At 68.7% G+C, this 12,976-nt stretch carries 9 protein-coding genes; 5 read left to right on the top strand and 4 right to left on the bottom strand.

Translation table 11 applies throughout. From position 1 onward, the window contains the following. Nucleotides 1-97: 97 nt before the first annotated feature. The 3 genes from BpN12_RS08645 to BpN12_RS08635 are packed head-to-tail and all read right to left on the bottom strand — an operon-like array spanning nt 98 to nt 3,202. A complete protein-coding gene (locus tag BpN12_RS08645; protein WP_246792022.1) occupies nt 98-1,096 on the bottom strand; it encodes an NAD-dependent epimerase/dehydratase family protein in 999 nt (332 codons plus the stop codon). After that, nucleotides 1,083-2,126 (bottom strand): GDP-mannose 4,6-dehydratase, encoded by a 1,044-nt coding sequence (gmd, locus tag BpN12_RS08640; RefSeq protein ID WP_246792021.1) that lies wholly within the window; start codon nt 2,124-2,126, stop codon nt 1,083-1,085. The genes BpN12_RS08645 and gmd overlap by 14 nt, the downstream gene beginning before the upstream one ends. Beyond that, nucleotides 2,123-3,202 carry an acyltransferase family protein gene (locus BpN12_RS08635; RefSeq protein ID WP_246792020.1) on the bottom strand — a complete coding sequence of 360 codons (1,080 nt, stop codon included), beginning with the start codon at nt 3,200-3,202 and terminating at the stop codon, nt 2,123-2,125. The genes gmd and BpN12_RS08635 overlap by 4 nt, the downstream gene beginning before the upstream one ends. A gap of 630 nt (nt 3,203-3,832) precedes the next feature. Between BpN12_RS08635 and BpN12_RS08630 the strand changes: the two genes are divergently transcribed. From BpN12_RS08630 to BpN12_RS08620, 3 genes are read left to right on the top strand one after another with little or no spacing between them, the layout of a single operon-like run. Continuing rightward, complete coding sequence (locus BpN12_RS08630) at nt 3,833-6,010, top strand: NHL repeat-containing protein (RefSeq protein WP_246794668.1); 2,178 nt, start codon at nt 3,833-3,835, stop codon at nt 6,008-6,010. Between the two features lie 48 nt (nt 6,011-6,058). Continuing rightward, the gene (locus BpN12_RS08625) at nt 6,059-7,525 is read left to right on the top strand and encodes an oligosaccharide flippase family protein (protein WP_246792018.1); all 1,467 of its coding nucleotides are present in this window, start codon (nt 6,059-6,061) and stop codon (nt 7,523-7,525) included. Beyond that, nucleotides 7,522-9,942, top strand: a complete 2,421-nt coding sequence (locus BpN12_RS08620) for a glycosyltransferase family 4 protein (protein ID WP_246792017.1) — start codon at nt 7,522-7,524, stop codon at nt 9,940-9,942. Before BpN12_RS08625 ends, BpN12_RS08620 begins: the two co-directional genes overlap by 4 nt. A 457-nt stretch (nt 9,943-10,399) precedes the next feature. Here BpN12_RS08620 and BpN12_RS08615 read toward each other — a convergent pair whose 3' ends face one another. Next, nucleotides 10,400-11,566, bottom strand: a complete 1,167-nt coding sequence (locus BpN12_RS08615; RefSeq protein WP_246792016.1) for an acyltransferase family protein — start codon at nt 11,564-11,566, stop codon at nt 10,400-10,402. Nucleotides 11,567-11,813: 247 nt separating this feature from the next. On the opposite strand from BpN12_RS08615, the gene BpN12_RS08610 reads away from it, so the two are divergent. Both BpN12_RS08610 and galU read left to right on the top strand, forming a co-directional pair. Continuing rightward, nucleotides 11,814-11,954 (top strand): hypothetical protein, encoded by a 141-nt coding sequence (locus BpN12_RS08610; protein ID WP_246792015.1) that lies wholly within the window; start codon nt 11,814-11,816, stop codon nt 11,952-11,954. A gap of 121 nt (nt 11,955-12,075) precedes the next feature. Then, entirely contained in the window at nt 12,076-12,963 is an 888-nt protein-coding gene (gene galU, locus BpN12_RS08605; RefSeq protein ID WP_042628222.1) for a UTP--glucose-1-phosphate uridylyltransferase GalU, read from the top strand. The last annotated feature ends 13 nt before the right edge of the window (nt 12,964-12,976 follow it).

The following is a 12,976-nucleotide window of genomic DNA, read 5'->3' as shown; positions in this document are numbered from 1 at the left end:
CGCAGGCCGGACCGGCGGCGGCGCGGCGGTGCGCGCTTGACGTGGTGCGTACCACGCCGCCGCCGCCCGGCATCGACGCGCCGTTCAGTTCACCCGTTCAGCTCGCCGCCAGGTACTGCGAAGCGGCCGGATAGGTGCCGCTTTCTCCCGACGAGAGGCGCGCCTTCATCGCCTCGACCATCCAGCGCAGCGTGTCGTCGAGCGGCGTGACGGGCAGGTCGCCGAAGCGCGCGCGCAGCTTCTCGCGCGAACCCACCAGCTTCTTCACCTCGTTGCCGCGCACGAAACGCGGATCGACGGTCACGTCGATCACGTAGCCGACGATGCGCGACAGCATCACGATCACTTCCTTCAGCGAATACGCATGCTCCGAGCAGACGTTGAACGTCTCGCCGGCCGGCGCCGCGTCGACGAGGCGCGTATAGGCCTCGGCGATGTCGCGCACGTCGGAGAAGTCGCGGCTCACGTCGAGATTGCCGAGCAGGATGCGCGGCTCGTGGTTCGCGTAGTGCGAGACGAGCTTCGGCAGCAGGTAGGTGTCGAGCTGGCCGACACCGGTGTAGTTGAACGGCCGCGCGATCACGATCGGCAGCTTGTCCGACCATTGGCGCGCCGCGTGCTCCATGGCGAGCTTGCTGACCGCGTAGTCGTTGGCCGGCTGCGGCGGCACCAGTTCGTCGAGCGACTCGACGCTGGCATTGCCGTAGACGTTCGCGCTGCTCGCCAGCAGCACGCAGCCCGGCTTCGCGCCGGCGTCGACGAGCGCCGTCAGCAGGTTGCGCGTGCCGACCACGTTGACGAGGTAGAGGTCGCGCGGATCGTTGTTCGCCACGTGCGCACAGGCGGCCAGATGCACCACCACGTCCGGGCTCGATTGCTCGACCGCGGCGCGCAGCGAGTCGAGGTCGAGCAGGTCGGCCTCGAGCATCTGGTGGCGGGCCACCAGCGAACGGCGCCGCGCGGCGGTGCCGGGCGCCACGGTCCCCCACACTTCGTAGCCGGCCGCCTCGAGGCTCGTCGCGACGTAGCGGCCCGTGAAGCCGGCCAGGCCGGTGACGAGCGCGCGGCGCGGCGGGTTCGAATCAGAAGGTTTCATGATGAAGGTTCCGCGTGAGATCGGCTTCGACCATCATCTGGCAGAGCTGCTCGAGGGTCGTGCGGGGCTGCCAGTCCAGTTTTTCCCTTGCCTTGTCGGCGCAGCCGATCAGCAGATCGACTTCGGCCGGCCGGTAGAAGCGCGGGTTCACCTCCACCAGGACGCGGCCGGTGGCCGTGTCGATGCCGCGCTCGCGTTCCTCCTTGCCGCTCCATTCGATCTGGTAGCCGGCCGCGGCGAACGCCATCTGCGCGAAATCGCGGACCGTCTCGGTGCGGTTGGTGGCGAGCACGAAGGTGTCGGGCTCGTCCACCTGCAGCATGCGCCGCATGCCGTCGACGTATTCGAGCGCGAAGCCCCAGTCGCGTTTCGCGTCGAGGTTGCCGAGTTCGAGCTTGACGGCCTTGCCGAGCTTGATCTTCGCAACCGTGTCGGTGATCTTGCGCGTGACGAACTCGCGGCCGCGCAGCGGCGATTCATGATTGAACAGGATGCCGCTGGCCGCGAAGATGCCATAGGACTCGCGATAGTTGACGGTCATCCAGTGCGCGAACAGCTTGGCGACGCCGTAGGGGCTGCGCGGGTAGAACGGGGTCGATTCGATCTGGGGAATGGCCTGCACCTTGCCGAACATCTCCGAGGTCGAGGCCTGGTAGAAGCGCGTGCGCGGGCTCACGGCGCGGATCGCCTCGAGCAGGTTCAGCGTGCCGAGCCCGGTCACGCCGGCGGTCGTCATCGGCTGGTCGAACGAGACGCCGACGAAGCTCTGCGCGGCGAGATTGTACAGCTCGTCGGGCTGGACGCGCTCGATCAGCCGCAGGCTCGAACCGGCATCGGTGAGGTCGTGCTCGACCAGCGTCAGGTTCGGATGCTCGGCCACGCCGAGCTCGGCGATGCGCCAGAAGTTGACCGAGCTGGTGCGGCGGTAGGTGCCGGTGACCTGATAACCGCCGTCGAGCAGCAGCTTGGCCAGATAGGCGCCGTCCTGCCCGGAGATGCCGGTGATGATCGCCTTGCGTGCAGAATTCATAGCGGGTTCCTGATGGAGCGTGTGGAAGGCCGGAGCGCGGCCTGCCGCGCCGGCACGGGCGCGGAGCGCGTGAGGCGCCGTTCGAAGCCGAACCAGGTGAGCGTCGCGTAGGCGAGCGTGATGACGAGCGCGAGCGCGGCGCTCTCGTAGCGGCTCAGATGCCATGACCAGAGCGCGTACAGCACGCTCAGGTGGACGAGATAGATCGTGTAGCTGATGGTGCCGACGTAGACCAGCACCGGATGCGTCAGCACGCGCTGCACGAGGCCGCGCCCGCGCAGCGCGATCACCACGATCGAGGTGCAGAGCACGAGCGAGATGCTGTAGAGCGCGGCGTTCGACAGCGGCGTGTTGGCGGCGCGAAAGCGCGGGTTCGACAGATGCAGCCAGGCCAGCAGCGCGAGCGCGATGCAGGCGGCGGCCACCGCCACGCCGGTGTACGGTTCGAGCGCGCGGCGGTCGCGGCGCAGCACCACGGCGAGCAGCGCGCCGGCCGCGAGCAGGTCCATGCGGAACGGCGTGAGGTAGTAGATCGGCCAGAACGAATCGAACCACGGCGTCGCGATCGCGCGCAGCACGGGTGCCGCCACCACCAGCGCGGCGGCCACCCAGGCGAGCCAGCGCGCGGGGCAGAACAGCACCACGAACGGCCAGAAGATGTAGAACTGCTCCTCCACCGCGAGCGACCACAGCACGTTCAGGCTCTCGTGGCCGATGCTGCCGAGCGACAGCCCGATGTTGGTCGAGAAGAACGCGTACCACGGCCAGTGCGCGAGCCAGCCCGCGCCGAACAGCAGCGTGGAGACCACCAGCAGCAGCGCATACGACGGCAGGATGCGCCGCGCGCGCCGCACGTAGAAATGGCGGAACAGCGGCAGGCCGCGCTCCTTGCGGTCGAGCAGGATGCCGGTGATCAGCAGCCCGCTCAGCACGAAGAACAGATCCACGCCCATCCACAGCGGCGCCTTCACGGCATGCTGCAGGAACACGGCCATCACGGCGATCGCGCGCAGGCCGTCGAGCTGGACGATGCGGCCTGCGTGCGGAGTCGGCGGAGGAAGTGTGTCGGTCGTCATCGTGTCCGTTCAGCCCTGGGGAAGCGGCACGCAGAGGCACGCGTGCCTGGTTCGTGAGTGACGCGGGTCGGGGCCCTGCGTTTGACGAATGCCGAACGGCGCGCGGGCGATCACGTCACGTCGATCATCTGAAAACCCGCGGAGCGCCCGAACGGCATTCGAATCGTTTCACCGGTTCGGACAATCGCCCGATCGGCGCAACGATTCTGTCTGGATTCTAGGGAAAAGAAATCGGCAAAAAATAGCGATGTGGGTCGGCGCGGGGTGTCGAGGTGGGGGCGGTGCAATCGTTTTCGAGGGAGCGATCATCGCACGATTGCCGGTACAAGTTACGGGAATTTCCTCGTCGCACACGCTGAATTTGCCGAATTGTTCGCAAAACGGATCGCGAATGCCGGTGCTCGCGGTTTTGATGCGTTGCGGGGAATTATTCGCAATTTCTTGTGATTATTTTCGCTTGTAACCTGCGTCGGCCCGTGCCTCGTGGCGCGGCCCGCTGCGAACGCAATTGCTGCGAACACACGCAAGGGCCGCCGGCCGGCACGGACACGGACCGTTTTGCCCATCCGTCCACTCCGGAGAGCCCCATTGCGACGTTCCCCCCCGATCGCCCTGATTGCCCTGATCGCCCTGATCCTCGCCGCGTGCCTGCCACTGCACGCCCGGGGCGCGACCGCGACCCCACTCGACGCCACCAACTCGTGGATCGGCAACACCTATGGTTACGGCGACGGCAGCTGGACCCAGATCGACATCCGCGCGATCGCCGTCACGCCCGCAGGCAAGGTCTACACGAATGCGCCGTGGGACGAGAGCGGCGCCGAGGCGAGCGTCTACCAGAACGGCCGGATGCTCGGCTTTGCGGGCGGCACGCACGGCTGGGGCGATGCCGGCGGCAACGCGATCGCCGTCAACGACCGCTACGCCTACGTCGCGATCGGTGTCGGCAACGAGAAGGGCCGGCTCGTGAACCCCGGCATCTGGCCGGAGAAGGGCCACCAGTGGTATGGCATCTCGCGGCGCGCGATCAGCGACCTGAAGCGGCCCGCGCCGTTTCGCGCGGCGGCCGCCAGCGACGCGCGCGGCAAGCTCGCCGCGAGCTTCCTGAAGATCAACGACGTGCCCGTCGACACGCATGCCGAGATCGCCGGCCTTGCCGCCTCGAACAAGCGCCTCTACGCCACCGATCCGCAGCACGACAGCGTGGACGTCTACGACGCCGAGTCGATGGACAAGCTCGCCTCGTTCACGGCGCACGAGCCGGGCCGCATCGCGCTCGCCGCCGACGGCACGCTGTGGCTGCTGACCGATTCGGTGAACGGCCCCGCGAAGCTCGCGCACCTGCAAGCCGACGGCCGCGCGATCGACGACGCGCCGGCGCTGCCGGCCGGCACCGACGCGGTGGACGTGGCGGTCGATCCGAAGGGCCGCCTGCTGATCGCCGACAACGGCCCGCGCCAGCAGATCCTGATCTACGCGAAGTCGGACAAGGGCTACGCGCCGGGCGGCACGCTCGGCGAGCGCGGCGGCATTTTCGCCGGCGTCGCGGGCCGCCCCGGGCCGCAGCGCTTCAACGGCCTGACCGGCGTGGGCGCCGATCGCGACGGCAACATCTACGTGGCGATGAACGGCATCGGCGTGAAGCAGGGCTCGATCGGCGCCGGGCTCGGCGCGACGCTCGCCAGCTACGCGCCGGACGGCAAGCTGCGCTGGCAGGTGGACGGCCTGCTGTTCGTGGACGGCGCCTGGATCGATCCGGCGCGGCCGGACAGCGTCTACACCGGCAACAAGCGCTTCGAGCTCGACTTCTCGAAGCCGGCGGGCCACGAGTGGCGCTACGCGGGCTTCCTGACGAACCGCTTCAAGTATCCGCAGGATCCCGTGTTCACCACCGACCAGTGGCCCGGCATGCCGACCGCGCGCCGGCTCGACGGCCACACGTTCCTGTACCTGACCGACATGTACGCGGATCACCTGAAGATCTACCGTTTCGATCCGAAGCGCGACGGCGAGACCGCGATCCCGTCGGGGCTGATCGCCGGGCGCGCGCGACCGGTGGACCGGGTGCCGAACCGGCCGTCGGGCGGCGACTGGATCTGGCGCGACCAGAACGGCAACGGCCGCTTCGAGGACGGCGAGTTCTCGCTGAACACGACCGGCAAGCCGAAGGCGGCGGGCGGCTGGGGCTGGTGGGTCGACACCCACGGCGACATCTGGCGCACCAGCGAGACGCGCGGCATCCACCGCTTCCGCTATGGCGGCCTCGACAAGGCCGGCAACCCGGTCTATTCGTTCGACAAGCTGACCGACTATCCGACGCCGGCGCCGTTCACCGAGCTGCGCCGCGCGATCTACGAGCCCGACACCGACACACTCTACGTGACGGGCTACACGGCCGACATGCCGCCGAAGGGCGGCATCAACAAGGAGGTCGGCCCGGTGCTGGTGCGTTACGACAAGTGGTCGAGCGGCTCGCCGGTGCAGCGCTACAAGCTCGCGCTGCCGTGGCAGCTCGACGCCAAGCCGATCTTCGACCTGATCGGCATCACCGTCGAGGGGCGCTACCTGTTCGGCGTCGAGCCGGCCGGCATCGTCCACGTCTACGACAAGGAGAACGGCCACGAGCTCGGCGTGATCAAGCCGGGCGCCGAGGTCGGACATGCCTCGGGCTGGGTGGACGTGCCGTTCGGCATCAGCGCGCATCGCCGCGACAACGGCGAGTACCTGATCTTCGTGGAGGAAGACGCGCGGGGCAAGGTGATGATGTACCGGTGGACGCCGCGAGCAACGGAGACGACGAAGCAATGACGATGAAGATGACGGTGGTGAACGCGCGGCACGGCGCAGGGCGGCGCCATGGATAAACGCATCCTGAAGAACGTCGCGGTGAATTTCATCGGGCTGATCCTGCCGACCTTCGTCTCGCTCGTGACGGTGCCGGCCTACATCCACGCGCTCGGCGTCGACCGTTACGGCGTGGTGAGCCTGGTCTGGACGCTGATCGGCTACTTCGGCATCCTCGATCTCGGCATGAGCATGGCCGCGCAGAACCAGATCTCGAAGGCGCTCGCGAGCGGCGACCCGGAACAGTGCGAGCGCGTGTTCTGGAGCGCCTGCTGGCTGAATCTGGCCACCGGCATCGCGGGCGGCCTGCTGATCTATTTCGGCGCGTTCATCTACACCTCGTACTTCACCAAGGTCTCGGCCGAGCTGCAGCACGAGGTCTATCACGCGCTGCCGTGGCTTGCCTGCGCGATCCCGATCGCGAACGTGTCGTGGGTGTTCTCGGGCGCGATCAACGGCGCCGAGCGCTTCGGCATCTACAACGCGAACCAGACCTTCGGCACCTTCCTGTTCCAGCTGCTGCCGCTGTTCGCGGCCTGGCTGATCGCGCCAACGCTGCCGGCGGTGCTGGCCGCCGCGGTGCTGGCGCGCCTGATCGCGGCGATCCTGCTCGGCCGCGCGAGCCTGCGCGTGCTGAACATCCGGCACGTCGCGCCGCCGCGCTGGCGCACCGCCAAGGAACTGTTCACGTTCGGCGGCTGGATGCTGATCGCCAGCACCGCGAGCATGGTGGCCGACTCGCTCGACCGCGTGATGCTCGGCGCGCATCTGGGCGCGCGCTACGTGACCTACTACACGGTGCCGCAGAACCTCGTCACGCGGCTCAACATGCTGCCGAACGCGGTGGTGCGCACGCTGTTTCCGCGGCTGTCGGCCGTCGATCGCGACCATGCCGACCACCTCGTGCGGCAGTCGCTCGAATTCCTCAACGGCGTGTTCACGCCGGTGGCGATCGTGGCGATCTTCGCGCTGCAGCCGTTCCTCGAACTCTGGGTCGGTCACGATCTCGCCACCCAGTCCTCGCCGGTCGGCCGCGTGCTGGTGATCGGCATCTGGCTGGTGGGGCAGGCCGGCGTGATGCGGATCCTGATCCAGTCGCAGGTCAACCCGGCCCGCGCCGCGCTGGCCGGGCTCGTCGAGCTGCCGTTCTTCATCGGCGGGCTCTGGTTCGGCATCACGCATTTCGGCCTGATCGGCGCGGCGGTGGTGGTGGTCGCGCGCGCGCTGGTCGACTACGGCGTGCTGCTGGTGCTGGCCTCGGTCAAGCGCCGGCCGATCGTGGTCGACATGGCCGCGCACCTGGCCTTCCTGTTCGCCAGCCTCGCGCTGGCCTGGACGATGCCGACGCTGGTGCAGGCCGTCGCGCTCTGCGCACTCGTCGCCGCGCTCAACATCGCGTGGTCCTTCATGATGACGCCCGGCCTGCGCGCGCTCGCGCGCGGCGTGCTGGGGCGCCTGATTCCCGGGAAAAGCGTATGAAAGGCGAACTCGTAGAACGCTCCGTGCCGTCGTTTGCACGGCAGATCCAGACGGCCGCCGCCGCGCGCGCGGCCGGCAAGCCGTCGGGCAAGCCGCTGCGCGTGGCGATCGTCCACGACTGGCTCGTCACCTATGCGGGCGCCGAGCGCGTGCTCGAACAGATCATCGCGTGCTTTCCCGACGCCGACCTGTTCAGTCTCGTCGATTTCCTCGACGATCGCAGCTTCCTGCACGACCGGCCGGTCACCACCTCGTTCATCCAGAAGCTGCCGTTCGCGCGCAAGAAGTATCGGGCCTACCTGCCGCTGATGCCGCTCGCGATCGAGCAGCTCGACGTGTCGGCCTACGACCTCGTGATCTCCAGCAGCCACGCGGTGGCCAAGGGCGTGCTGACCGGGCCGGACCAGATCCACGTCAGCTACGTGCATTCGCCGATCCGCTATGCGTGGGACCTGCAGCACCAGTATCTCGAGCAGTCGCAGCTCACGCGCGGCGTGAAATCGTATGCGGCGCGGCTGATCCTGCATTACATCCGCAACTGGGACAGCCGCACGTCCAATTCGGTGGACGGCTTCATAGCCAATTCGGCGTTCATCGCGCGGCGCATCCGCAAGGTCTACCAGCGCGACGCGGCGGTGGTGTTCCCGCCGGTGGACGTCGACGCGTTCTCGCTCGCCACCGACAAGGAAGACTTCTACGTCACCGCCTCGCGGATGGTGCCGTATAAAAAAATCGACCTGATCGTCGAGGCCTTCGCGCGCATGCCGGGGCGGCGGCTGGTGGTGATCGGCGACGGTCCCGACATGGACAAGGTGCGCGCCAAGGCCGGCCCGAACGTCGAGGTTCTCGGCTACCAGCCGTTCAAGGTGCTGCAGGACCACATGCGCCGCGCGCGGGCGTTCGTGTTCGCGGCCGAGGAGGATTTCGGCATCTCGGTGGTCGAGGCGCAGGCCTGCGGCACGCCGGTGATCGCGTTCGGCAAGGGCGGCGCGCTCGAAACCGTGCGCGACGGCAGCGCCGACACGGCGCCCACCGGCCTGTTCTTCGACGAGCAGAGCGTGCCGGCGATCGTGGCGGCCGTCGATGCGTTCGAGCAGGCGCCCGGGCGCTTCACGCCCGAGGCCTGCCGCGCCAACGCCGAGCGCTTCGCGACCCAGCATTTCCGGCGCCGGCTGGTGGAGCAGATCGAGAGCCTGCTGCCCGACGCACAGGCGCGCGCCCGGGCCGGCGCGCGCGATGCGGGCACCGTGGCGGCATCGCGCGTGCGCGCGCTGGTGCTCGACCAGAGCGGCGTGCTCGGCGGCGCCGAGCTGTCCCTGCTCGAATTCGTCACGCACTGGCATGGCAGCGCCAACGTGCTGCTGTTCGACGACGGCCCGTTCCACGCGGCGCTCGCCGAGGCGGGCGTGGACGTCACGGTGCTGCGCTCGCGCGGCCTCGACGGCGTGCGCAAGCAGGGCGGCGTCTCGCTGCGCGCGGCGGGCGGGCTGTTCTCGCTGGTGCGCGAGGTGGTGCGGCGCGCGCGCGACGTCGACGTGATCTACGCGAACACGCAGCGCGCGATGGTGGTGGGCGCGATCGCCGGGCGCATCGCGCGCAAGCCGGTGGTCTGGCATCTGCGCGACATCGTCAGCGACGCGCATTTCGGCGCGAAGCAGCTGTTCGCGATCCGGCGCTGCGCGAAGCTCGGCGTGACGCGCGTGATCGCCAACTCGAACGCGTCGGCGCAGGCCTATCTGGCGCTGACGGGCGGCGCGCAGGAGTCGGTGGACGTGGTCTTCAACGGCATCGACGCGGCGCCGTTCGTGGCGCTGGAGGGCGTGCCGCGCGCCACGCTGCGCGCGCGCCTCGGGCTGCCCGAGCAGGCCTGGCTGGTCGGCTCGTTCAGCCGCCTCGCGCGCTGGAAGGGCCAGCACCTGCTGCTCGAGGCCGCCACGCGCGATCCGGACCTGCACGTGGTGCTGGTGGGCGCGCCGCTGTTCGGCGAGGACGAATACGCGGCCGAGCTGCAGGACCTCGTCGCGCAGCGCGGGCTCGGCGACCGGGTATTCTTCGCCGGCTTCCAGCGCGACATCGCGTCGTGGATGAAGGCGGTGGACGTGGTCGCGCACACCTCGATCACGCCGGAGCCGTTCGGCCGCGTGATCGTGGAGGGCATGCTCGCGAAGCGGCCGGTGGTGGCCGCGCGCGCGGGCGGAGTGGTCGAGATCATCGACGACGGCGTGAACGGGCTGCTCTGCGAGCCCGGCGACGTGCCGTCGCTGAGCGCGGCGCTCGCCGCGCTGCGCCGCGATCCGGCGCGCTGCGAACGGCTCGTCGCGAACGGCTTCGAGACGGCCACGCGGCGCTTCGGCACGCATACCTATGTCGAGGCCGTCGAGCGGATTCTGGTGGAGGTCGCGCGCGACAAGCGCTGATGTAATGGCCGGGGAGGGCGCGGCGGCGCGGCGGGATCGCGCGCCACGCCGCCCGAGCGTTCCCCCAGTCTCCGGCGCGGGCGCGCGCGATCCGTCCGCGAAGCCTCGTCCGCGAGCGGCTGGCGCGGCGTCTTCTCAACACCTTCAGGCGATGATGCTCCGCGTGCAGCGCCGGCGCATGGCCGAGACGATCATGCTTGCCCGCCAGCGGCATCCATCGAACCGCTCCACGGCGCTTTCAGCAGGCCGCTGACGCCGCTCGCCGACGACTTCCACGTATTCCCGGGCCGCCGCCGCCGTCACCGGATGTCGCCGGCATGACCGGCAGCGCACGCTCGATGCGTGCGCCTGCCGCCGGCACGGGCAGGCAAGCTCACACCCGCCACGCATCGTCACCATACCGCCGGCGCGGCCCCATCCGCACCACCCGGCAGCATCCCCGCCATCGTCCAGCCCCTCACGCCGCCAGCGTCGGCGCGGCCGGCCGCGGTTTGCCGCCCGACGGCTTCAGACTCGCCGACCAGCGCATCGCGGGCCGCTCGACGGCCCGATAAAACAGCCACGCCAGCGGAATCGCGACCGCGATGAACGCGAACGACGGCCAGATCGATTCCTGCAACTGCGAGCGGTACAGCAGCGAGGCGAAGCAGACGAACAGCGGCAGGTGGATCAGGTAAAGCGAATAGCTGAAATCGCCGAGCCACGCGAACAGCCGCACGATCGCGCCGGACGGCGCCGGCCGCGCGATCGCCGCGTGCAGGCAGCAGGCGAAGCCGATCGACCAGAGCTGGAACGCGCCGTACTGGCCGGCGCGGAACGCCACGCACCCGAGCGCGATGCCGGCCGCGCCGGCCAGATACCAGCCGCGCGACGGCGCCGGGCCGGCCGCGCGCCGCACGCGCAGGTCGGCGATCAGCGCGCCGAGCGTCCACGACAGCCAGTACGACGTGAAGACCTGGATGTCGTGCCGCTCGAACAGCCAGGCCGACGCCACGTTGACGAGCGCCACCGCCAGCACCACCGGCATGATGCCGATCCGCTTGCGCAGCGCGAGCCAGAGCGGGTAGACGGCGTAGAACTGCACCTCGAGCGACAGCGTCCAGAGCGCGCCGTTCGAGCCGTAGGTCTTGCCGGCAATGCCCTGCAGCGACAGCAGGTTCACCGCGAACGCCATCCAGCCGATCTCGCGGATCTTGTGGCTCACCGGCGTGATCTGCAGGCTGATCAGGTCGAGCGCAAGCGTGACGAGCAGCGCGGCGAGCAGCACCGGATAGATGCGCGCGAAACGACGCGCCCAGAAGTTCAGCGTATCGAGACGATAGCCGGGCGCGGCGGCCAGCTTCAGCGCCGAGCCGCGATGGATGCAGTAGCCGCTGATCACGAAGAAGATCGGCACGCCGGCCGAGCCCCACGCGAACGGGAACGTCAGGTACGCGGCCAGCGCGCCCGCGTCGAGCGCGTGGCCGTGCGTCTGGTGGAATGCCTGCATGCCGATCCAGACCACCTGCCGGCAATGGAAATACGCCACCAGCAGCGCCGCGAAGCCGCGCAGCGCGTCGATCAGGGCGTCCTTGTGGTCGAGGGTGGCCGGCCGCGCGAGTGCCGGCCCGCTGTGGGAATTCATGCGTCGGTGTCCTTGCCTTGGAAGTGCGGGAAGCGCGCCGCGCGCCGGCGATTCCGCCGCCGGACGCAACGCGCGCACGCTCATCCTAGAACGTGAGAAATCGAACGATGAACAAAAAAAACGCGGCCCGAAATTGCAACAAGACGTTTCGGCGTCCCGGCTTTTCCAGGTGGTGAAACGCGCCCAATTATTTCTCGATTTTTTTTTGATAGTTTGGGTTCGGGTCGAAACAGACGAGGAGTTCAGGATGGACATCAACTGGATTGCAAGCGGTGCCGTGCTGTTCGTGATGGTCATGTTGTCAGCCTATCGCGACGCGCTGAAAAACGAACCGATCAGCCGTTTCGGTTTCGATAGCGGCAACGCGCTGGCCGAGGAGCTCGAGTGACCGCGGACAGGCATCGCGGCCGGCGTGCCGCGTGCGCTGCCGGCCGCGCGCGCCGTGCCGGCTCCGTGGTTTCCGCAGGCCGCCCGCTGCGCGCGGCCATCACTTTCACCGGAATGTAATCATGCTCAAAGTCAAGAAGGCCGTGTTTCCCGTTGCCGGGCTGGGAACGCGGTTCCTGCCGGCGACCAAGGCCAGCCCGAAGGAAATGCTGCCCGTGGTGGACAAGCCGCTGATCCAGTACGCGGTGGAGGAGGCGATCAACGCCGGCATCACCGAGATGATCTTCGTGACCGGGCGCAGCAAGCGCGCGATCGAGGATCACTTCGACAAATCCTACGAGATCGAGGCGGAACTCGAGGCGCGCGGCAAGGACAAGCTGCTCGAGCTCGTGCGCGGCATCAAGCCGAGCCACGTCGACTGCTATTACGTGCGCCAGCCCGAAGCGCTCGGGCTCGGCCACGCGGTGCTGTGCGCCGAGAAGCTGGTGCATGGCGAACCGTTCGCGGTGATCCTCGCCGACGATCTGCTGCACGGCGAGCAGCCCGTGCTCAAGCAGCTGGTGGACGTGTTCAACCACTATCACAGCTCGGTGATCGGCGTCGAAACGATCGCGCGCGAGGACAGCCGTTCGTATGGCGTGGTCGAGGGGCGCGAGTGGGAAGAGGACGTGATCAAGCTGTCGGGCATCGTCGAGAAGCCGGCGCCGGAAAACGCGCCGTCGAACCTCGGCGTGGTCGGCCGCTACGTGCTGATGCCGAGCATCTTCGATCACCTGCGCCGGATTCGCCCCGGCGCGGGCGGCGAGCTGCAGCTGACCGACGCCGTGCAGTCGCTGCTGACCGAGGAGCAGGTGCTCGCGTACCGCTATTACGGGACGCGCTTCGACTGCGGCAGCAAGCTCGGCTACCTGAAGGCGACCGTCGAGCTCGCGCTCGAGCATCCCGAGGTACGCCGCGAATTCGAGGCCTACCTGCGCACCTGCCTGCCGGTGCTGGCCGCCGTCGCCTGAGGCGACGAGGTCC

The sequence above is a fragment of the Burkholderia perseverans genome (assembly GCF_022870505.1).
Taxonomy (GTDB): domain Bacteria; phylum Pseudomonadota; class Gammaproteobacteria; order Burkholderiales; family Burkholderiaceae; genus Burkholderia; species Burkholderia plantarii.
Note: the sequence above shows the minus strand (reverse complement) of the source record. Positions and strands in the feature narration are given on the sequence as shown.